This window comes from Streptomyces sp. 1331.2, assembly GCF_900199205.1.
Taxonomy (GTDB): Bacteria; Actinomycetota; Actinomycetes; order Streptomycetales; family Streptomycetaceae; genus Kitasatospora.
Genome location: NZ_OBMJ01000001.1, coordinates 6,872,518 through 6,892,355, shown reverse-complemented (window position 1 = coordinate 6,892,355; position 19,838 = coordinate 6,872,518). Strand labels below are relative to the sequence as shown.

Annotated in this window: 18 protein-coding genes and 3 pseudogenes; 9 read left to right on the top strand and 12 right to left on the bottom strand. The window is 72.3% G+C overall.

The features are described from left to right. The first annotated feature begins 11 nt into the window (after window positions 1-11). From CRP52_RS29880 to CRP52_RS40645, 4 genes are all read left to right on the top strand, one after another. Window positions 12-1,316 (top strand): adenosylmethionine--8-amino-7-oxononanoate transaminase, encoded by a 1,305-nt coding sequence (locus tag CRP52_RS29880; protein ID WP_097239226.1) that lies wholly within the window; start codon window positions 12-14, stop codon window positions 1,314-1,316. Then, entirely contained in the window at window positions 1,313-2,131 is an 819-nt protein-coding gene (gene bioD / locus CRP52_RS29875) for a dethiobiotin synthase (RefSeq protein ID WP_097239225.1), read from the top strand. The genes CRP52_RS29880 and bioD overlap by 4 nt, the downstream gene beginning before the upstream one ends. A gap of 52 nt (window positions 2,132-2,183) precedes the next feature. Then, window positions 2,184-2,630, top strand: a complete 447-nt coding sequence (locus CRP52_RS29870) for a hypothetical protein (RefSeq protein WP_097239224.1) — start codon at window positions 2,184-2,186, stop codon at window positions 2,628-2,630. A 157-nt stretch (window positions 2,631-2,787) separates the two neighbouring features. Beyond that, window positions 2,788-4,125, top strand: a complete 1,338-nt coding sequence (locus CRP52_RS40645; RefSeq protein ID WP_306458896.1) for a serine/threonine-protein kinase — start codon at window positions 2,788-2,790, stop codon at window positions 4,123-4,125. A gap of 10 nt (window positions 4,126-4,135) precedes the next feature. Here the strand turns inward: CRP52_RS40645 and CRP52_RS29860 are convergent, their stop codons facing one another. Both CRP52_RS29860 and CRP52_RS38575 read right to left on the bottom strand, forming a co-directional pair. Beyond that, window positions 4,136-4,873, bottom strand: a complete 738-nt coding sequence (locus tag CRP52_RS29860; RefSeq protein ID WP_097240444.1) for a phosphotransferase family protein — start codon at window positions 4,871-4,873, stop codon at window positions 4,136-4,138. Window positions 4,874-5,133: 260 nt separating this feature from the next. After that, window positions 5,134-5,304 (bottom strand): hypothetical protein, encoded by a 171-nt coding sequence (locus CRP52_RS38575; RefSeq protein WP_179852966.1) that lies wholly within the window; start codon window positions 5,302-5,304, stop codon window positions 5,134-5,136. On the opposite strand from CRP52_RS38575, the pseudogene CRP52_RS39965 reads away from it, so the two are divergent. The 4 genes and pseudogenes from CRP52_RS39965 to CRP52_RS29845 all read left to right on the top strand — a co-directional run. After that, window positions 5,249-5,585, top strand: a pseudogene (locus CRP52_RS39965) (zinc ribbon domain-containing protein); the annotation flags it as partial. The gene CRP52_RS38575 and the pseudogene CRP52_RS39965 sit on opposite strands and share 56 nt — an antisense overlap. Window positions 5,586-5,873: 288 nt before the next feature. Then, window positions 5,874-6,185 (top strand): annotated as a pseudogene (locus CRP52_RS40930) (Scr1 family TA system antitoxin-like transcriptional regulator); the annotation flags it as partial. 54 nt (window positions 6,186-6,239) lie between these two features. Beyond that, a pseudogene (locus CRP52_RS40925) lies at window positions 6,240-6,557 on the top strand (AfsR/SARP family transcriptional regulator); the annotation flags it as partial. A gap of 50 nt (window positions 6,558-6,607) precedes the next feature. Continuing rightward, the gene (locus CRP52_RS29845) at window positions 6,608-8,587 is read left to right on the top strand and encodes a tetratricopeptide repeat protein (protein ID WP_097239223.1); all 1,980 of its coding nucleotides are present in this window, start codon (window positions 6,608-6,610) and stop codon (window positions 8,585-8,587) included. On the opposite strand, the gene CRP52_RS29840 is transcribed toward CRP52_RS29845, so the two are convergent. The 4 genes from CRP52_RS29840 to CRP52_RS29825 form a co-directional block, all read right to left on the bottom strand. Next, on the bottom strand, window positions 8,568-8,789 hold the full coding sequence (locus CRP52_RS29840) for a hypothetical protein (RefSeq protein WP_097239222.1): 222 nt from the start codon (window positions 8,787-8,789) through the stop codon (window positions 8,568-8,570). The genes CRP52_RS29845 and CRP52_RS29840 overlap by 20 nt on opposite strands. A gap of 121 nt (window positions 8,790-8,910) precedes the next feature. After that, window positions 8,911-9,309, bottom strand: coding sequence for a hypothetical protein (locus CRP52_RS29835; protein WP_218893134.1), 399 nt, complete (start codon window positions 9,307-9,309; stop codon window positions 8,911-8,913). 399 nt (window positions 9,310-9,708) lie between these two features. Next, window positions 9,709-10,710 carry an ArsR/SmtB family transcription factor gene (locus CRP52_RS29830; protein WP_097239220.1) on the bottom strand — a complete coding sequence of 334 codons (1,002 nt, stop codon included), beginning with the start codon at window positions 10,708-10,710 and terminating at the stop codon, window positions 9,709-9,711. Between the two features lie 253 nt (window positions 10,711-10,963). Then, window positions 10,964-11,596, bottom strand: coding sequence for a helix-turn-helix domain-containing protein (locus tag CRP52_RS29825; protein ID WP_097239219.1), 633 nt, complete (start codon window positions 11,594-11,596; stop codon window positions 10,964-10,966). Between the two features lie 112 nt (window positions 11,597-11,708). Here CRP52_RS29825 and CRP52_RS29820 point away from each other — a divergent pair, with 112 nt between their 5' ends. Next, window positions 11,709-13,154 carry an aminopeptidase P family protein gene (locus CRP52_RS29820; RefSeq protein ID WP_257032918.1) on the top strand — a complete coding sequence of 482 codons (1,446 nt, stop codon included), beginning with the start codon at window positions 11,709-11,711 and terminating at the stop codon, window positions 13,152-13,154. A gap of 226 nt (window positions 13,155-13,380) precedes the next feature. Here the strand turns inward: CRP52_RS29820 and CRP52_RS29815 are convergent, their stop codons facing one another. The 6 genes from CRP52_RS29815 to paaK all read right to left on the bottom strand — a co-directional run bounded on the left by CRP52_RS29815 (window position 13,381) and on the right by paaK (window position 19,531). Further along, window positions 13,381-13,836, bottom strand: coding sequence for a GNAT family N-acetyltransferase (locus tag CRP52_RS29815; protein ID WP_097239218.1), 456 nt, complete (start codon window positions 13,834-13,836; stop codon window positions 13,381-13,383). Window positions 13,837-13,919: 83 nt separating this feature from the next. Further along, window positions 13,920-14,591, bottom strand: a complete 672-nt coding sequence (locus tag CRP52_RS29810; RefSeq protein ID WP_097239217.1) for a class I SAM-dependent methyltransferase — start codon at window positions 14,589-14,591, stop codon at window positions 13,920-13,922. Between the two features lie 122 nt (window positions 14,592-14,713). Next, window positions 14,714-15,982 carry a sugar ABC transporter permease gene (locus CRP52_RS29805; RefSeq protein ID WP_097240441.1) on the bottom strand — a complete coding sequence of 423 codons (1,269 nt, stop codon included), beginning with the start codon at window positions 15,980-15,982 and terminating at the stop codon, window positions 14,714-14,716. Window positions 15,983-16,053: 71 nt separating this feature from the next. Next, on the bottom strand, window positions 16,054-16,833 hold the full coding sequence (locus CRP52_RS29800) for an ATP-binding cassette domain-containing protein (RefSeq protein ID WP_373560535.1): 780 nt from the start codon (window positions 16,831-16,833) through the stop codon (window positions 16,054-16,056). A gap of 80 nt (window positions 16,834-16,913) precedes the next feature. Beyond that, window positions 16,914-18,035: a sugar ABC transporter substrate-binding protein gene (locus CRP52_RS29795; RefSeq protein ID WP_097239215.1), complete on the bottom strand. Its 1,122-nt coding sequence runs from the start codon at window positions 18,033-18,035 to the stop codon at window positions 16,914-16,916. A 161-nt stretch (window positions 18,036-18,196) separates the two neighbouring features. Continuing rightward, window positions 18,197-19,531: a phenylacetate--CoA ligase PaaK gene (gene paaK / locus CRP52_RS29790; RefSeq protein WP_097239214.1), complete on the bottom strand. Its 1,335-nt coding sequence runs from the start codon at window positions 19,529-19,531 to the stop codon at window positions 18,197-18,199. Between the last annotated feature and the right edge of the window lie 307 nt (window positions 19,532-19,838).

Below are 19,838 nucleotides of genomic sequence, written 5' to 3'. Positions count from 1 at the left end.
AGTCGCCCACCATGCCCCAGCTGTCCGCGGACACGCTGCTCACCCTCGACCGCGCCCACGTCTGGCACCCGTACGGGCCGATGCCCGGCACCGTCACGCCGTACGTGGTCGAGTCCGCCTCGGGCGTCCGGCTGCGCCTGGCCGAGCCCGTCGCGGGCGGGCGGCGCGAGCTGGTCGACGGGATGTCGTCCTGGTGGGCGGCGATCCACGGCTACCGGCACCCCGTCCTGGACGAGGCGGTGCGCGAACAGCTGGGGCGGATGAGCCACGTGATGTTCGGCGGGCTCACCCACGAGCCCGCCGTCCGGCTGGCCGCCAGGCTGGTCGAGATCACCCCGGAGCCGCTGCAGCACGTCTTCCTCGCCGACTCGGGCTCGGTCGCGGTCGAGGTCGCGATGAAGATGTGCCTGCAGTACTGGCAGTCCACCGGGCGGCCGCAGAAGCGCCGGCTGCTGACCTGGCGCGGCGGCTACCACGGCGACACCTTCCACCCGATGTCGGTCTGCGACCCGGACGGCGGGATGCACCACCTGTGGGGCGGGGTGCTGCCCGGGCAGCTCTTCGCGCCGCAGCCGCCGGCCGGGTTCGACGCCCCGCTCGACGCCGAATACGCGGCCCGCTTCGAGGAGTTGATGGCGCGTCACGCCGACGAGCTGGCCGCCGTCATCGTCGAACCGGTGGTCCAGGGCGCGGGCGGCATGCAGTTCCACTCGCCCGCCTACCTGCGGATGCTGCGCGAACTCTGCGACCGCCACGGCGTGTTGCTGGTCTTCGACGAGATCGCCACCGGATTCGGCCGCAGCGGCGCCCTGTTCGCCGCCGACCACGCGGGCGTCTCGCCGGACGTGATGTGCCTCGGCAAGGCCCTCACCGGCGGCTACCTGACCCTGGCCGCCGCGCTGTGCACCGGCGAGATCGCCGACGGGATCAGCCGCGGCGAGATGCCGGTGCTCGCGCACGGCCCGACGTTCATGGGCAACCCGCTGGCCTGCGCCGCCGCCAACGCCTCGCTGGACCTGCTGCTCGGGCAGGACTGGGCGGTGGAGGTCAAGCGGATCGAGGGCGGGCTGCGCGACGGCCTCGCGGCGGCCGCGAGCCTGCCGGGCGTGCACGACGTACGGGTCCAAGGGGCCATCGGCGTCGTCCAGTTGGACCACCCGGTGGACGTGCCGGCGGCGACCGAGGCCGCCGCCCGCGAGGGCGTCTGGGTGCGGCCCTTCCGGGACCTGATCTACACCATGCCCCCCTATGTGACGGAGGACGCGGACGTGGCACGGATCGCCGCCGCCGTGACCGCCGCGGCGGTGGCGGGATGAGCGCGCAGGACCGGGGGACGACCTCGCACGACGATGCCGGGACGGCGGCCCGCATCCTGTTCGTGACGGGGACGAACACCGACGTCGGGAAGACCGTCGCCACTGCGGCCCTCGCCTCGGCGGCGCTGCGCGCGGGCCGGAAGGTCGCCGTCCTCAAGCCGGGGCAGACCGGTGTGACCGACGAGGAGCCCGGCGACGCGGCCGAAGTCCGGCGCCTCACCGGCGCCTTGACGGATGACCAGCTGACGATCCGTGAACTCGCCCGCTATCCCGAGCCGCTGGCACCCGACACCGCCGCGCGGCGGTCCGGACTGCCGTACCTCTCCCCCGCCCAGGTGGTGTCCGAGGTCGCCGAACTCGCCGCCGGCCACGACCTGGTCCTGGTCGAAGGCGCGGGCGGCCTGCTGGTCCGCTACGACGACGAGGGCCGTACCCTCGCCGACCAGGCCCGGGCCGTCCTCGACGCCGGGCTGCCGGCCGAGGTCCTGCTGATCGCCTCGGCGGGGCTCGGCACGCTCAACATCGTCGCCCTCACCGCGGAGGCGCTGGCGGCCCGACGGCTCCCCCTCACCGGTGTCGTGGTCGGCTCCTGGCCCGCAGCCCCCGGCCTGGCCGAACGCTGCAACCTGGCCGACCTGCCGCGCTCGGCCGGGGCCCCGCTGCTCGGCGCCCTGCCGGAACGGGCAGGACAGGCCGAGGACTTCGCCGCCCTCGCCGCCACCTCGCTCGCCCCCGAACTGGGCGGCAGTTGGGACGCGGAGCACTTCGCCCACGTCCATCGGCCCGAACCCACCCTGCTTCGCTCGAAGGTGTGATCTCCGTCCGAAGCATGGCCATGGGTGCCGGTGGCTGAATACCGTTCCTTCCATGACAGACGGGCTGACCGTGGACGAGGCCCTGCGGGCCTTGGCCGCCCTGGAGGCGGCGTGGAAGGACGACGACGAGGCACTGTCCGCCCTTGCGGCGGGCAGCACCGGTGAACAGCCGTTGCCGGCGCTGGTCGCCGCGTACGGCGAGCACGCGATGGACACCCTGATGGCGCTCGCCTTCGGCCTGCGCTCCAGCATGAGCGACGAGGAGATCGCCGAGATCTCCGACGCGGTCAGCTCCAACATCGGAGCGAGGATGAGCGCCCTGCTCACCCAGACCCTCAAGGCCTGGGGCGCCGTGGCCGCCCCCGACGACCTCGGCGTCACCAAGATCATCGCCCATACGGTGATCGACGCGATGCGGGCCGTCACCGAGGACCCGAGCAAGACCGAAGTCCTGCCGCTCCTCGCGACCTTCCGCAGCTACGCCCTCAACGGCGTCTGAGAACCGGCCACTTCGGCGCGGGCTCCGAGAACCCCCTTGGATCCCGCGCTGGTTGCCGCGCCGGCACCCACGTCCACCCGCCGACAGGGTGCGCATGCGAGCCGCCTTGGTGTGTAATCACGCTGAGCCGGAATGCACGGGGCGAGGGGAGAGCCTGGTGGACGAGCTGCAGCCGACCGACCCGCGGCAGGTGGGGCGGTACCGGATCACCGGGCTGCTGGGCGCCGGCGGGATGGGCCGGGTCTACCTCGGGCAGTCGCCCAGCGGGCGGGCGGTCGCGGTGAAGGTGGTCCGGCCCGAACTCGCCCAGGACCCGGAGTTCCGCCGCAGGTTCGCCCGCGAGGTGGCCTCCGCCCGGCGGGTCAACGGCTTCTTCACCGCCGCCGTGGTCGACGCCGACCCCGAGGGCGCGACCCCCTGGCTCGCCACCGCCTACGTCCCCGGCATGCCCCTGGACCAGGCCATAGCCACCCACGGCCCCTGGCCGGTGGACTCCGTACGGGCCCTCGGCGCGGGCCTCGCCGAGGCACTGGAGGCCGTCCACGCCGCCGACCTGGTCCACCGCGACCTCAAGCCCTCCAACGTCCTGCTCGCCCCGGACGGCCCCCGGGTGGTCGACTTCGGCATCTCGGTGGCCGCCGAAGCCACCGCGCTCACCCGCACCGGGATGATCGTCGGCACCCCCGGCTTCATGGCCCCCGAACAGCTCACCGGAGCGCCCGTCACCCCCGCCACCGACGTGTTCGCCCTCGGCGCCGTGCTGGCCTACGCGGCCACCGGCACCGGCCCGTTCGGCACCGGCTCGGCCCAGGCCCTCAACTTCCGCATCGCGTACGAGGAACCGGACCTCTCGCAGCTACCGCAGGGGCTGGAGATCATCGCCCGCTGCCTGGCCAAGGACCCCGCACAGCGGCCGACGGTGACCGCCCTCATCCAGGAACTCGCCCTGGTGACGGTCGAGAACCGGACACCCACCGAGGTCGACGCCCCGCAGCCGACGGCCTGGCTCCCCACCCCCGTCGCCCGCGCCCTGCCCGGCACGGCGATCGCCCCGCCGAGCGCAGCCGCGCCGACGCCCGCTCTTCCGCCGGCCCGTCGGCCCTCCGTCCTCCCCTTCTGGCTGGCCATCGCGGCCCTGGCCCTCGCCATGTTCCTTCCGCCCACGGTGGGGTCGTCGGTCGCCATCACGAGCATGGCCCGGGGCTCCTGGCCGTACGTCGCAGCCGCCGCCTTCGGCTCCGCCACCTGTGCGACAGCGCTCTACTTCGCGCGCCGCGGACGCACGCGCCCCGTCCCGCGCTGGCCCCGGTACCTGCACGGTGTTGCGGCGGTCGTCAACACCGCGATCATCGTCCTCTTCTTCAGCATGCTGGCAAGCCGCCACGGCATCGGCCCGATCAGCTACGGCGTGTACACCTACCTGTTCGGAGCCGCGTGCCTCGTCTACGGCCTCGTCCGCTTCCCCTCCTCGAAGCGCACCACGCCCACGGTGTAGGCCGCCCGTCTCAGAGTTGGGATCTCAGGACGTCGAACTCGCAGCCCGGCGAGTTCGGGTCGAAGCCGTGCTCGATCAGCCAGCGGACCGCCAGCAGGCTGCGCAGGGACCACCAGGCGCGGATCACGTCGAGGTCGACATCGGTGCCGTAGCCGGCGAGGACGTCGCCGAGGTGTTCCTGGTGCCCGAGGGTCAGGACGGCGAGGTCGAAGAGGGCGTCGCCCCGGCTCGCTTCGGACCAGTCGATCACGCCGGTGACCTCGTCACCGGCGACAAAGATGTGGGCGACCTGCAGGTCCCCGTGGATGAACGCCGGTGTCCACGGGCGCAGCGCACGCCCGGCGATGCGGCGGTTGCGGGTGACCAGGTCGGCCGGGAGCACGTCGTTCGCCAGGAGCCAGGCGCATTCGTCGTCGAGGCCCGAGGCGAGCTCGTCAACACTCCGACCGGGCCAGGGCGGCAGCGGCGCGTCGTGCAGCCTCCGGACGGCGGCTCCGGCGGCCGCCCACGCCGCGGGCGAGGCGGTCGACGGCTCGCCGAGGCGGCCGAGCGCCGTGCCGGGGAGAGCGGCGAGTGCGAGCACGGGCGGTTTGCGCCACAGGACTTCGGGGGTCGGGACCGGTGCCAGGGCCATCGCCTCGACCTCGATGTCGGTGCGGGCCTGGTCGGCGTCGACCTTCAGGAACACGTCGCCGACGCGGAGGGTCGCGCGCTCGTTGTGGGCGACGACGAGTTCGACTGCTTCCATGGCGGCCATTGTCGCGGGGACGACCGCCGGAGTCGCGCGGGTTTAACGCGGCGCGGGCTTCGAGGTTCTCGAAGCCCGCGCTGGTGGCTAGGGCCGTGTCCTTATCCACCCTGCGGCGAGGGCGAATCCGCCCGTTGATGCGGTCAGGAAGATGAGGACGAAGGCGAGCGCCGTCGCGGAGGTGGGGACACCCTCGGGGATCGCGACGAGGACGGCACCCGCGATCACGAGCCCCCCGACGACGATGACGCCGGCGCCGACTACGGCCGCATACCTCTGCGGAGGACGACGACCAGCCGCTCGATGACGTCCGGCCGGGCGGCCCCGAGGTCGATCAGGACGACGCCGGTGGCCTTCGCCGAGCGCCAGTCGATACCCAGGCCCGACCCCGAGACACCCGGCAGTTTCCTGCCGAACGGCGCTGCGGCCAAGGCCGGGCTGAACAAGAGCATCCTGGACGCGGGTTGGGGGTGTTTCCTGGGCGTCCTCGCGAACAAGGCTGGAAGCGCCGGTCGCATCGTGATCCCCGTGGACGCCCGCAACAGCTCCCGCACCTGCCCCCGCTCAGCGTGCGGGCACATCAGCGCGGACAACCGCCCCAACCAAGCAACCTTCCAAATGCGTCAAGTGCGGGCACACCGACAACGCCGACCGCGTAGGCGCACTGAACGTCGCGATCAGGGCCGGGCTGGTCCTTCCCGCCGTGGCCTAGCCACCGACAGGAGAAGCCCCCGGATTCATCCGGGGGGAGGAGTCACGAAGGTGGCCCAGCACCCCGAGCGGACGTCGAAGACCCGCTCCCCGATGGTCGAGGGCCGGTAGGGGGAGGACGGCGGCGCTTCACAATTCCTCCGCGTACAGCGGCACAATCAGCCAGAGTCAAGCTAACGAACGCACCGCATTCGCCCTCTCGCGCCAGCGCATTCTAGAGAGACCAAACGCACCGCAGTTGCATTTCGTTCCGGACGAGAGCTGAATCCACACGTGAGTCGGCGGCGACGCCGTGACAATTGGGCAGCTTCAGCGACTTGAAGATCTCGCCAAGCGTCCGAACATCACGCTCCAGATCCTTCCATTCGCACGCGGAGAGGACCGCTCGTTTGCCTGGCCGGCCATCATGCTCCTGCTTCCCGACTGGTCGACTCTTCTCTACTCGGAATCCGAACTCGGGGCGCTGTTCTCCAGCAATCCCGACGAGGTTCTGCGCTGGAAGCAGGACTGGAGACACCTCCGGAACACTGCACCCAGCCCCTCCGACTCTCTCGCCGCAATCCAAGCTGCTCGACTGTCCCGGAAGTCGGGCACCGCCTGACTATGTTGTACTCGGACTCTCCGCAAGCGAAGATGTAGCTCGGTCAGCGATCTGATGCTGGCTCAGATCACGGAGGATGTCTTGCGGACAGTCCCTGGCCCGAATCCACTCAGCTTCTCCTTACTCGGCGCGCTGCGGGTGCAGCGCGCCGATGCTGCCATCCAACTGGGTGCGCCGCGGCAGCGGGCCGTTCTGGCCGCCCTTCTTCTGCGGCCGGACTCAGTCGTCACCGTGGATGAGCTGATCGCCGACCTGTGGGGCGAGCAACCGCCCGGCTCTCCCACCGTCACCCTCCGCTCCTACGTCTCCCAGTTACGGAAGTTGCTGGAGCCGGCCCGCGAATCCCCCACTGTCCTGGTCTCCCAGGCGGGTGGCTACCGACTGGCCGTCGACCCCTCGCGGACCTCCGCGGCGCCGACCTGGTGCCCGCCAGCCCGTCCGACATCCTCGCGGACTTCCTCACCACCCTCGGCGTCCGCCCCGAGGCCGTCCCCAAGGACCTCCCCGGCCGGTCCGCACTGTTCCGGACCATCACCGCCGACAAACGGCTGCTGCTCCTCCTCGACAACGCCCGCGACGACGCCCAGGTCCAGCCACTCCTCCCCGGCTCCCCCGACTGCGCGGTGCTCGTCACCAGCCGCACGATGCTCAGCAGCGTGCCGTCCGTCCTGCACCTCGCCCTGGACGTGTTCAGCAAGGACGAAGCGATCAGCCTGCTCGACTCGGTCATCGGCCCGGCACGCCGGGCCGCCCAGAACGACCAGGCCGAGCTGCTGGTCGAGGCCTGCGGCCGGCTCCCGCTCGCGGTACGGATCGCCGCAGCCCAACTCGTCTCGGCGCCCCACCGACCGATCGGCGATCTCGTCCGGCGCCTGGCCGACGACCGCGTGGGCATCACCGCGCTGCGCACCCGGACCGTCGCCATCGAGCAGGTCTTCGAGCTCGGCTACCTGCTGCTCGAACCACCCCTGGCCACCGCCTTCCGCAAACTCTCCTGGGTGGAGCCGGACATCGGCCTGGCGTCGGCGGCCGCCGTCCTGGGGCTGCCCGACGACCAGGCGGAGCGCCTGGCGGAGTCGCTGGTGGACCAGGCGCTCCTGGAGTCGACGGCCCCCGGCCGCTACCGCTTCCACGACCTGGTCCGCGCCTTCGCCCGCCGGACGTCACTGCGGCGTGGCCCTGCCGAACGAGCCGCTGCTCGCCAACGGCTGCTGACCCTGCTGCTCGGCCGGGCCCGTACGGCCTTCGCCCTCGCCGTCCCCGGCGACCCGGTGGCCGAGGTCTTCGGCGGGGCGCTGCCTGCCCGCCCGGTCTTCAAGGATCTGCCGCACGCCCGCCGGTGGGCGCGAACCGATACCCCCGCAGCGATCGCCCTCGCGGCCGCCGTCGCCACGGACGCGAAAGCGAACGCGAACGCGCCCACCGCGCCGACGCCCGATACGGCTGAAGCGACTGAGACGGCCGAACTACGCTCCGCCATCGACCTCCTGATCGCCCTCAGCCCGCTCGGCCTCGGCGCCTTCGGCGGCCGCGCGGAGGAGGCGGCCCGGCTGCTGATCGCCGCCGCGGTCGAGCGCGGCGACCGTGCCGCGGAGGGCCGTTCCCGCTTCCTCCTGGGAACCGTCCTGCTGGCCCGGGCCCGGCTCGACGAGGCGGGCGACCAGGCCCGCCGGGCGGCCCGGGCCTGCCAGGAGGCGGGCGACCGGGCCGTGCACCGGCAGGCTCTGAACGACCTGGGCCTGATCGCCCAGGCCGAGGGGCGGCACGAGGAGGCGATCGCCGCCTTCGACGAGTCGGCGGCCCTCGCCCGCCGACTCGGCCACCGCTCGGGCGAGGTGGCGAGCACCGCGAACGCGGCCCTGTCCCGGATCCGCAGCGGCCACGCCGCCGAGGCGGCGGCCACCTGCCGGCGGCTCCTCGCCGAACCCGCAGACAACCCCACCGCCACCGCCGACGCCGGGATGACCGCGTACGTGCACTACGTCCTCGGCCTCGCCTACCAGGTGCTGGACCGGCTCGACGACGCCGCGGCGCAGCTGCGCTCCTGCATCGACCGCGCCGGCCCGGCCGGGGACCTGGACCGCGAGTCGGCCGCCCGGAGCCGGCTGGCGGACGTCCTGCGGCTGCTCGGACGGGTGGACGAGGCCGTGCAGCACGCGGAGCGGGCCCTGGCTCTCGCAACGAAGGGTGGGCGACAGCGTGAACGCGCCCTCGCCCACCTGGTGTTGGCCAACGCGATGACGGCCCGCGGTGATCACGCGGCCGCGCGGCAGCACGAGGAGCAGGCGCACCTGCTGCTCGGCCCGCAGAGCGCTCCGGAGTCCGCCGTCGCAACGCTGCTGCCGACCGCACCGACCGAGCCGGCCGCCACCGCCCGGCCCGTCACACCCCCTGAGGCTTGACGACGACGAGGCCGGTCCCGTTCCAGACGATCTTCCCGGACAGGCACTGCACGTCCTCCGACCCGCCGCAGACCTGGCTCGGCGGCGTGGTCGGCGTCCCATGCCGTACGGGATCCCCCGTGCCCAGGGCGAAGGCGCCCACCACCACGGCCAGCACGGCCGCCCCGGCAACCACCGCGCGGACACCAAACGTTCGTAACACTGCTGACGCTCCTTGCTTTCCTGCCTGACCGGACGACCACATGCTCACAGCAGCCGGTAGACAGCCGATCAACACCCCGATCCCCCCGCTCCGACCCCTGCGGCGCCTCCCCTGCGGCGCCTCAGCGCCCTTCCCGGACCAGGAACGGCCCGGAATTCCACTGCAGGGCCGCCGGCCCGCCGGTGGGCCAGTCGTGGTCCAGGCGGCGGCGGTCCCGGCCGAGGGCGCCGAGGTCCAGGGGGTGGAGGGCGCCGGTGACCAGGCCGGTGGCCTCGGCGGCGGTGAGCGGCATGACCGTCACGTACTGGGCGTCGTCGCCGCCCATCCAGTCGATGAACTCGGTGAAGATCCAGACGAACCGCTGCGAGCAGTCCCGGCAGCGCCGGACGGCGACGGAGAAGTGCGAGCCGTCCACGACCTCGGCCTCGTGCTCGAACCGCTCCCGCTGCCCCCGCCACACGGCCTGCGCGTCCTCTCCGTAACACTTCGCGCAGCCGAACTCCATCATCGGCCTTCTCATCGGTCGACTCCTGTTCCGCCTGTTCCGCGACGTCCCGTCGCGGCCCATGATGCCCGGAGATGCCGACACCGGCGCCGAGTATCGGCGTTGCGCCGGTCACCCGCCGGGCGGTGTCCCGGTCCGCCGAGAGATGACCGACCCGCCGTTCCCGCCCTGCCACCGACCGGCGCCGCCCGCCCACGGAACGCCCGTACGCAGGTGGAACCCGGTACCGGGCCCGCCGACGCCCCGCTTCTCCCGGATCCCGGGCACCCCGACCTTCGCCGTCGCGGCGCCCGATCGGGCGGCGCCCCCGCCGGAGAACAATTCACGGCCCGTTTTCGTACCGTTCGTGCACAGGGGTGGGTGGGATCGGCGGAGGCAGGTTGACGGACGGACCCGCCGACGCCCCACCGGCCGTTACGCGACGGTCAGCGAGGGCTCCGGGTTGTCCAGCAGGAGGTCGTGGCCGACGTCGGTGAGGGTGTGGCGGACCTGCTTGCCCTGGCGCCTCGTGACGATCAGCCCGGCTGCGCGCAGGGCGGCGGCGTGGGCGGAGGCGGAGGGCGGGGTGACGCCGAGCTGCCGGGCGAGTTCGGTGGTGGAGCAGGGGCCGCCCGCGATGGTGCGCAGGACGCGGGCCCGGGCGGGGCCGAGGACGGCGGCGAGGCCGTCGGCGACCGGCGGCCGGGCGGGTGGCTCGGCGGCGGGGGCGGCGAGCGGGTGCAGCAGCAGGCTCTGGCGGTCCGGCCCGGCCAGCAGGCTGATGCCCTGCTGGACGAAGTAGTTGGGCCGCAGCTCCAGCCCTCGGCCGCCCAGCTCGAAGGAGCCCTCCAGCTCGCCGAGGGTGCACTCCAGCACCCCCTCCTCCCGCCAAACCGCCTTCGGGTGGATCGAGTCGAGCATCGCGCCGATCCCGGCGCGGGCGACGGTGCGGGCCCGCTCGGCGATGTCGGCCTCCAGGGCGCGGCGGATGTCGGGCCAGTCGGGGGCGAGGCAGGTGCGGAACAGTGCCCAGGCGCCGTCGCTGACCTCGCGCAGGCCCCGGGTGCCGTCATCGCGCAACCGGGCGAGGGCGGTGGGGAGTTCGGGCTCGCTGCCGAACATCGCGACGTCCTCCTCGACGGCCCGCTGCGGGACGGCGAGGAGCGCGTCGAGCTCGTCGGTCAGCTGCCGGCGGACGGCGTCGAGGTCGGCCACCATGAAGTCGGGGACGCCGATCGGACTCGCGTTGACCACGTCGAGGAAGCGCCTGGCCTGGTGGGGCACGTGCCGACGGGCATCCCGCCACCAGCGCTCGCTGCGCGACCCGACGCTCTGGTGCACGCCCACCCGGGCCGAACCGGCCATCAGGTGGTCGAGCGGCGAGATGACGAACCGGGTCTTCGCCAGGTCCGCGACCCCGAACCTCAGTGCGATCACGAACCTACCTCCGGCTCCTCACAGCCGCCCTGACCTGGCGCGTTCTTGACTATTAGGCCCAGAGGCTAATGCATGGCCATTCGGCCGCCGCGGTTGGCATGCTCTCCCGGGTCGGCAGTGCGGACGCCCGCTCCGGCCCCCACCACGAGGGGAGTGGGGGCCGGAGCAGGTGTCCGGAGCGCGCCGCGCGAGCCGGCACGGCGGGCGTCCATTCGGTATACCGAACGACTCTCCGAATGCCGAACGGCTCCGCTCAGTGCTCCTGGTCCAGTACGGACCGCCCGGCAGCCGGGGACCCCGCCGGGTCGGTGAGGTGCAGGCGCTGGTCGGCGCGGTACTGCAGGAGCAGGACGGAGCGGACCGTCCCGCCGCCCAGGGCCGTGTACGAGTGCGGCAGGGCGGCGTCGAAGCCGATGTAGTCGCCCGGGCCGAGCTCGACCTCGCGGCGGCCCGCCCGGACCCGCAGCCGGCCGGACTGGACGATGGTGTGCTCGGTGCCGATGTGCCCGCCGGAGATCTGGGTGCCGTCAGTGCGCACCTGCTGGTCGTAGACCTCGAACACCGCGTCCCCGGACTCGATCCGGCGCAGGGGCCGCAGGTCGACGCCGCGGCCGCTCAGCACCTCGGCCTCGGCCGCCCGCACCACCGTCACCTCGTCGGCCGGCCGCGCCTCCACCAGGTCGGAGATCGGCACGCCGAGCACCCGGGAGAGGCCGAGCACGGTCTCCAGGGTCGGGTTGCCGGCGCCGGACTCCAGCTGGGAGAGCGTCGCCTTGCCGATCCCGGCCCGCCGGGACAGTTCGGACAGCGACAGCCCGAGCTGCGCCCGGACCCGCTTCAGGTTGGCGGCGAGGACGCCCCGGACGGATTCACCGGCATCGTTCACGCTCGACCTCTTCTCTCCCGACACTGTTCGATATACCGTACGGTACGCACGCCGACGGACGGGGCAGCGTAACGAACCACCTCGCCTCCCCCACCCTCACCAGGAGACCGAAGTGACCGAGCCCGCCGAGCCCACCGCCACCATCAAGTACCGGAAGAACGGCCTCACTCGCGGCGTGACGGACGAACTCGCCGCGCACATGAAGCAGGGCTGGGCCGACACCGAGCGCACCGCCCTGGAGCCGATCCCGCAGGCCGGGCACACCGCCCGCCGCCGGGCCGAGCTGTCCGCCGCCTTCCCCGGCGAGCTGCTGGTGATCCCGGCCGGCAATCCCAAGGTGCGGGCCAACGACACCGACTACCCGTTCCGGCCCTCCTCCGACTACGTCTACCTGACCGGCGACCAGTCCCAGGACGCCGTCCTGGTGCTGGAGCCCACCGGCGCGAGCGGCCACACCGCCGTGCTGTACCTGCGCAACCGCTCCGACATCGAGAGCGGCGAGTTCTGGCTGGACGGCCACGGCGAGCTGTGGGACGGCCGCCGCAACAGCCTCACCGAGAGCGAGCAGCTGCTCGGCCTGCCCTGCCGGGACGTTCGCACCATCCACGCCGACCTGCGCGCGAGCGAAGGCCCGGTGCGGGTGCTGCGCCGCCACGACGCAGCTGTGGAGCAGTCCCTCGAAAGTCGGGCGGAGGCCGGGCGGGACGAGGAGTTCGAGGTCTTCCTGTCCGGACTGCGCCTGGTGAAGGACGAGTTCGAGATCGCCGAGCTGCGCTTCGCCTGCGACGCCACTGCCCGCGGCTTCGAGGACGTGGTGCGGGTGCTCGGCACCGACTCCGAGACGCCGGAGCGGCTGATCGAGGGCACCTTCTTCGTCCGGGCCCGGATCGAGGGCAACGACGTGGGCTACGGCACCATCGCCGCGGCCGGCCCGCACGCCACCACCCTGCACTGGGTGCGCAACAACGGCCACGCCAAGCCCGGCGACCTGTTGCTGCTGGACGCGGGCGTGGAGACCAACGAGCTCTACACCGCCGACATCACCCGCACCCTCCCGGTCAGCGGCCGCTTCACCGCTCTCCAGCGCAAGGTCTACGACGCCGTGTTCGCCGCCCAGGAGGCCGGCATCGCCGCCGTCCGGCCGGGCGCCGACTTCCGCGACTTCCACCACGCCGCCCAGCGCGAGCTCGCCGAACACCTCACCGCCTGGGGCCTGTTCGGCGACCTGACCGCCGACAAGGTGTACGAGCTGGGCCTGCACCGCCGCTTCACCCTGGCCGGAACCGGCCACATGCTGGGCATCGACGTCCACGACTGCGCCCACTCCCTCACCGAGCTGCACGTGGACGGCCCGCTGAAGCCGGGCATGGTGCTGACCGTCGAGCCGGGCATCTACTTCCAGCCGAACGACCTGACGGTGCCGGAGGAGTACCGCGGCATCGGCGTGCGGATCGAGGACGACATCCTGGTCACCGAGGACGGCAACGAGAACCTGTCCGCCGCCCTCCCCCGCCGCTCCGACGAGGTCGAGGCCTGGCTGGCCGACCTGCGCGGCTGACCACCCGACCAAGGATGCGGCACCCGGGGACACTGCCCCGGGTGCCGCACCGACGTGGCGGACGGGGACCTGGACACCGCCTACCGGAATTCTTCGACTCCTTGAAGGGCAACCGCCCGAAGACGGGCGCACCCCGGCTCAAGTCCCGCAAGGACACCCGGCAGGCGATCCGGTTCACCGCCAACGCGCGCTGGAAGATCACGCGCCGGGACCGGGACCGGCAGGCTCAGGCGGGCAGCGGCTTGACCCAACGGCTCCACTGCGGCTGCGGCTCGTACCCGGCGGACTGCCAGGTGCGGTGGCCCAGCGCGTTGTCGTCCAGCACCATGGCGTCGGCGCGGCGGCCGCCGAGCGCGGCGAAGCGCTCCTCGGCGGCGGCCAGCAGGGCGGCGCCGATGCCGCGGCGGCGGTGCCCGGGGTCGACGGCGAGGCGGTAGAGGTGGCAGCGCCAGCCGTCCCAGCCGGCGATCACGGTGCCGAGCAGAGCCGTCGGATCATCCGCCGGGGTGGCGACGATCAGGCACTCCGGGTCGCGGGCGAGCAGGGCGGCGACGCCCGCCTCGTCGTCCGTGATGCTGGTGCCCTTGGCGGCCCGGGCCCAGAGGGCGAGCAGGGCAGGGATCTCCTCGGGGGTGGCGGGGCGCAGGGCGAGCTGGTCGGTCGGGGCTGTCTGGTCGGTCATGCCCGCCTGTCTAGCAGTCGCCGCCAGGCCGCCGCCGGGAATTCCGCCCCGTGAACGAGCCCGGCCCCGAACAAGCCCCGTCGTCAGCCGAGGCGCCACACCGTGGTGGTCTTGATAGCGGTGTCCTCCAGGTCGGCGACGACCGGCACCTGGTACGCCGCCAGTGCCGTGAACCGGTCCCGGGGCAGGTAGGCCCGGCCCGGGTCTCCGACGATGACGGTGGCGCCGCGCGCGGCGGCCCGCTCCAGGAAGGGCAGGAAACGGGCGGCCATGGCCCGTTCGTAGAAGACGTCGCCCGCGAGCACGACCTCGGCCGGGGCGCCGTCCCCGTCCACCAGGTCCACCAGGGAGCCCTCCACCCGGACCCCGTTGGCCTCGGCGTTGAGGCCGATCGCGGTGACCGCGTAGGGGTCGATCTCGGCCGCGCGCACGGACGCCGCCCCGCGCAGCGCGGCGGCCACCCCGACCAGTCCGGAGCCGGCCGCGATGTCCAACACCGCACGGCCCGCCACCAGTTCGGGGTGGTCCAGCACGTAGCGGGTGACGGCCACCCCGCCCGCCCAGGCGAAGGCCCAGAACGGCGGCGCCAGCCCGATCTCGCCGCGCATCCGCTCCGTGGCCTCCCACAGGGCGATGGCGTCCTCGGCCATGTGCAGGCTGATCTCGGGGACGAAGGGGACGGGCGTCAGCTCGGTCTCGCGCCGGATGAAGGCGAGGTCCTCGGCCGGTTGAAGAGTGCGCAGCTCGTTCGGCATGCCCGCAGCATAGGGCCAGGTGGGGCGTGTTCGGATCCGCCGTAGGGCCGGGTGGGGCGTGCCGGCGCCCGCCTGGTGGCCATGCGGTGTGCTCACGCCCGCCCGGCGGCCGTCCGGTGCACTCAGGCCCGTCCGGCGGCCTTCTGGGTGCGCCGGGCCAGCGAGTCGACCACGACGGCGGCGAGCAGCACCGCGCCGGTGATCATGAACTGGATGGCGTTGCTCAGCCCCTCGATGTTCATCCCGGACTGGATGGAGCCGATCACCAGCGCGCCGAGCAGCGCCGACCAGGTCTTGCCGCGCCCGCCGAACAGGCTGGTGCCGCCGATGACGGCCGCCGCGATGGCGTTCATCAGCAGGTTGCCGCCGCCGGAGGTCTGGCTGGCGGACTGGATCTGCGCGGCCAGGAAGAGGCCGCCGACCGCCGCCATGGTGGAGCAGATGGTGAAGACGCTGATCCGGATCCAGGACAGGTTGATGCCGGCGCGCCGGGCGCCCTCGATGTTCCCGCCGAGCGCGAACACCTGCCGGCCGTACGAGGTGCGGCGCAGCACGAAGTCCAGCACGACGATGAAGATCAGGAAGATCAGCAGCGCGAGCGGCAGCCCCTTGTACTGGTTGAGCGTGTAGGCGGCCAGGAAGGCGACGATCGCCAGCAGCACGGTGCGCACCACGATGTCGGTGACCGGCCTGGACGGGACGCCCGCGGCTTGGCGCCGGCGGGCGTCGACCAGGGATGCGAGCAGGAACAGCAGGACACCGACGGCGGCCGCCCCGTAGGCGGCGATCTGCTGGCCGTAGATGGTGCTGTAGAGCCTGGACACGATGTCCTTGCCGGAGAGGTTCACGGTGCCGCTGGCGCCGAGGATCTGCAGCATCAGACCGTTCCAGCCGAGGTTGCCGGCGAGGGTGACGACGAAGGCCGGGACGCCGACCTTGGCGAAGAAGATGCCCTGGATCGCGCCGACGATCGCGCCACCGACGATCGCGGTGATCAGCGCGACCCACTCGTTGACGCCGTTGGTCACGTTCAGCACCGCGTAGATCGCCGCGCACAGGCCGCTGACCGAGCCGACCGAGAGGTCGATCTCGCCGAGCAGCAGCACGAAGACCACGCCGATCGCGATCATGCCGGTGCCGACGATCTGCTGGGACAGGTTGGAGAGGTTCTGCGCGGACAGGAAGCTGCTGTTGAGGCTGCCGAACACCGCCCAGATCACGATCAGGGCCAGCACCACGGGCAGCGAGCCCAGTTCGCCGCTGCGCATCCGGCGGCGGAACTCGCCCAGGTAGCCCTTGATGCCCTCCTGGCGGACGATCAGCCGGGGGTCGACCGCGGGCGTGGCCTCGGGGGCCACCGGGACGGGGGCATTGACGCCGCCGGTGGGCATGCTGTCCTCGGGCAGCCGGGTGTGGGGGCGCTCGGGTTCGCCGCCGGGGGCGCTCCCGGGGGTGTGGTCGCTCACGGGGAACCCTCCTGGCCACGGGCCTTCCGGCGGGTCACGGCGTTGTCCGTGGCCCCGGTGATGGCCGAGATGATCTCTTCCTGGTTGGTGTAGCGCTTGTCGAAGACGCCGTTGTTGCGCCCGAGGCGCAGCACCGCGATGGTGTCGGCGACGGCCATCACGTCCGCCATGTTGTGGCTGATCAGGAGCACCCCGTGGTCCTGATCGCGCAGCCGCTCGACCAGGTCGAGCACCTGGGCGGTCTGCTCGACGCCCAGGGCCGCGGTCGGTTCGTCCAGCATCACGATCTTGGGCGAGCCGATCAGCGCGCGGGCGATCGCGACGACCTGGCGCTGGCCGCCGGAGAGCGAGGCGACCGGGATCCGCACGCTGGGGATGCGGATGGAGAGGGTGTCCAGCAGCGCCCGGGAGCGCTTCTCCATGGCGACCTCGTCGAGGATGGTGAAGCGCCGGATCTCGCGGCCGAGGAAGAGGTTCCCGACCACGTCGAGGTTGTCGCAGAGTGCGAGGTCCTGGTAGACGGTGGCGATGCCCAACTGCTGGGCCTCCTGCGGCCGGTGGATGGTCACCGGCCTGCCCTGCCACTCGATGACGCCGTCGTCGGGCTGGTGCACCCCGGCGATCGACTTGACCAGGGTCGACTTGCCGGCGCCGTTGTCGCCGACCAGGGCCACCACCTCGCCCGCGTGCACCTCCAGTTCGATGTCGGTGAGCGCCTGGACGGCGCCGAACCGTTTGGAGACCCCTCGCAGGGCCAGTACGGTCTCGCCTGCCACGGTGACCAACTCCCTTGCCCCGCCTCGGTCGTGGAGGCGGGGCCTGTTCGGGTTGAGAGGGGGTTGAGAGGGGGCGCCGGCTATTCGAGGCCGGCGGCCTTGCACGCGTCGGCGAAGTCCGGCGTGCAGATCTGGGCGACGGTGTAGAGGCCGTCCTTGACCACCGTGTCCTTGACGTTGTTCTTGTCGACCACGATCGGGGTGATCAGGTTGGCCGGCACCTTGTGGCCGCTCCCGTTGGTCACCGTCGTCGGCGCAAGGCTGGAGTCGAGGGGCTTGCCGCCGGCGAGCGCGACGGCCATCCTGGCGGCGACGTCGGTCTCCGGCTTGAACGGCTTGTAGATCGTCATGGTCTGGGTGCCGGCCAGGATCCGCTGGATGGCGTCGAGTTGGGCGTCCTGGCCGGTGAGCGGGACGCTCAGGCCGGCGGCCTTCAGCGCGGTGGCGATGCCCGCGGCCATGCCGTCGTTGGCGGAGTAGACGCCGACCACGTTGTTCGCGCCGATCGCGGTGATGGCCGCCGAGGCTTCCTGGTTGGCGTTGTTCGGATCCCAGTTCGGGGTGTCGTACTCCTTGCCGATCTTCAGCTTCCCGTCGATCGCGCTGTGCGCACCGGCCTTGAAGTCGGCCGCGTTCGGGTCGGTGGGCGAGCCGTTGATCATGATGATCGAGCCGGCGTTCGCCTTGTCGCCCACCGCCGCCACCAGAGCCTTGCCCTGCAGCTCACCGACCTTGTGGTTGTCGAAGGACACGTAGGCGTCGGCCGGGCCCTGGGCGAGCCGGTCGTAGGCCAGCACCTTGACGCCCGCGTCGTGGGCCTTCTGGACGGAGGACTGGATCGACTTGGCATCCACCGCGTCCAGGATCAGCACCTTGTCGCCCTTGGTGAGGGCGGTGTCCACCTGGGTCTGCTGGAGCGTCGCGTCCTGGTTGGCGTTGTAGTAGTCGATCTGCGCCTGCGGCGCCAGCTCCTTGATCCGCTGCTCGATCAACGGCCGGTCGAACTGCTCGTAGCGGGTGGTCTTGCTCTCCGGCAGCAGCAGACCGATCCGGACGGCTCCCACGGAGGCGCCGCCGCTAGCGTTCGCACTGCCCGAGGAACCGCCGCCGGACGACTGCTTGGCGCTGCCGCACGAAGCCGCGCCCAGACCCAGGGAAACCACGGCGGTGACCGCGAGGACGCGGCGTAGCCCGATGCTCATGAGGAAGCCTCTCCGGTTGAGTCCACCCCCTTGCCCTCCGAGTCTGGGAAGGATCGGCCGCGCCCACGATCCCGGTGAGCCGAACGGGTAGGAGGAATGACCGGAGCGGGCGCCTGCCCCACTCGTCCGACAGCGGGTCAGCCGCCCTCCTCGCGCAGCGGTCAGCCGCGCTCGTCCACCACCCGCTTGATCTTCCCGACCGAGCGCTCCAGGGTGTACGGGTCGACCACCTCGGCCGTGACCGTCACCCCGATCCCGTCCTTCACCGCCCGGACGATCGCCGCCCGCGCCGCCTCCCGGCGCTGCGCGGAGGCCTCCGGCCGGGCCTCGACCCGGACGGCCATCCGGTCCAGCCGCCCCTCCCGGGTGAGCCGCAGCTGGAAGTGCGGCGCGACGTCCGGGGTGCGCAGCAGGATCTCCTCGATCTGGGTCGGGAAGAGGTTCACCCCGCGCAGGATGATCATGTCGTCGCTGCGCCCGGTGACCTTCTCCATCCGCCGGAAGGCCGGCCGGGCGGTGCCGGGCAGCAGGCGGCTGAGGTCGCGGGTGCGGTAGCGGACGATCGGCAGCGCCTCCTTGGTGAGCGAGGTGAAGACCAGTTCGCCGCCCTCGCCGTCGGGGAGCACCTCGTCGCCGAGGGGGTCGACGACCTCCGGGTAGAAGTGGTCCTCCCAGATGTGAAGCCCGTCCTTGGTCTCCACGCACTCCTGCGCGATGCCCGGGCCGACGACCTCGGAGAGGCCGTAGATGTCGACGGCGTGCAGGTCGAGGCGGTCCTCGATCTCGCGCCGCATCTCCTCCGTCCAGGGCTCGGCGCCGAAGATGCCCACCTGGAGCGAGGTGGTGCGCGGGTCGATGCCCTGCTTCTCGAACTCGTCCAGCAGGGTGAGCAGGTAGGACGGGGTGACCATGATGATCTCGGGCTCGAAGTCCAGGATCAGCTGCACCTGCCGGGCCGTCATGCCGCCGGAGGCGGGGATGACGGTGCAGCCGGCCCGCTCGGCGCCGTAGTGCGCGCCCAGGCCGCCGGTGAACAGCCCGTAGCCGTAGGCGATGTGCACCTTGTGGCCGGGCCGGCCGCCGGCCGCGCGGATCGAGCGGGCGACGACGTCGGCCCACATGGAGAGGTCGTTGTCGGTGTAGCCGACCACGGTCGGGCGGCCGGTGGTGCCGCTGGAGGCGTGGATCCGGCGGACCTGCTCCATCGGGACGGCGAACATGCCGAAGGGGTAGGCCTCGCGCAGGTCGGCCTTGGTGGTGAAGGGGAAGCGGGCGAGGTCCGCGAGCGTGCGGCAGTCCTCGGGGCGGACGCCGGCCGCGTCGAACTTGCGGCGGTAGAGCTCGACGTTGTCGTAGGCGTGCCGCAGGGTGGCCCGCAGCCGGGTGAGCTGGTGGGCGCGCAGCTCGTCCGGGCCCATCCGCTCGCCGGCGTCCAGGAGCGCGGGCGGGATCGGCTCCCCGAGGTGCCGGGGCGGGACGGGTGCGGTGCCGGTCATCGTCGCTCCTTCGCTGCTCGGCCGTTCCGGAGCCGCCTGCGGTCGGCCGTTCCGGAGTGCCTGCGGTGGGCCGTTCCGGAGCACCTACCGATCGTTCGGTCAGGCGCACTCAGGCCCAAGTAATCCAGGACCCGTACCGAGTGTCAAGGGATCGCGCAGCAGTTCCGGAATGCGAAGTTCCGACACCTTCGCGCCGACTTCGTCCCACCCGTTTGGCTGGCCGATATGAAAATCATTACAGAATTTTGACCCGGGGGCGGCCTCCCCCGACCCGACCGCATGGTTCAGTAGTTCGGTTTCTCCCCCG

Bases quoted from the DNA above. Each gene is read 5' to 3' on its own strand.
- CRP52_RS29805 (WP_097240441.1), bottom strand. From the start codon at position 15,982: ATGCCCACCGGCGGCGTCAATGCCCCCGTCCCGGTGGCCCCCGAGGCC.
- CRP52_RS29795 (WP_097239215.1), bottom strand. From the start codon at position 18,035: ATGAGCATCGGGCTACGCCGCGTCCTCGCGGTCACCGCCGTGGTTTCC.
- CRP52_RS29835 (WP_218893134.1), bottom strand. From the start codon at position 9,309: ATGAGAAGGCCGATGATGGAGTTCGGCTGCGCGAAGTGTTACGGAGAG.
- CRP52_RS29880 (WP_097239226.1), top strand. From the start codon at position 12: ATGCCCCAGCTGTCCGCGGACACGCTGCTCACCCTCGACCGCGCCCAC.
- CRP52_RS29810 (WP_097239217.1), bottom strand. From the start codon at position 14,591: ATGCCGAACGAGCTGCGCACTCTTCAACCGGCCGAGGACCTCGCCTTC.
- CRP52_RS29870 (WP_097239224.1), top strand. From the start codon at position 2,184: ATGACAGACGGGCTGACCGTGGACGAGGCCCTGCGGGCCTTGGCCGCC.
- bioD (WP_097239225.1), top strand. From the start codon at position 1,313: ATGAGCGCGCAGGACCGGGGGACGACCTCGCACGACGATGCCGGGACG.
- CRP52_RS29815 (WP_097239218.1), bottom strand. From the start codon at position 13,836: ATGACCGACCAGACAGCCCCGACCGACCAGCTCGCCCTGCGCCCCGCC.
- CRP52_RS29860 (WP_097240444.1), bottom strand. From the start codon at position 4,873: ATGGAAGCAGTCGAACTCGTCGTCGCCCACAACGAGCGCGCGACCCTC.
- paaK (WP_097239214.1), bottom strand. From the start codon at position 19,531: ATGACCGGCACCGCACCCGTCCCGCCCCGGCACCTCGGGGAGCCGATC.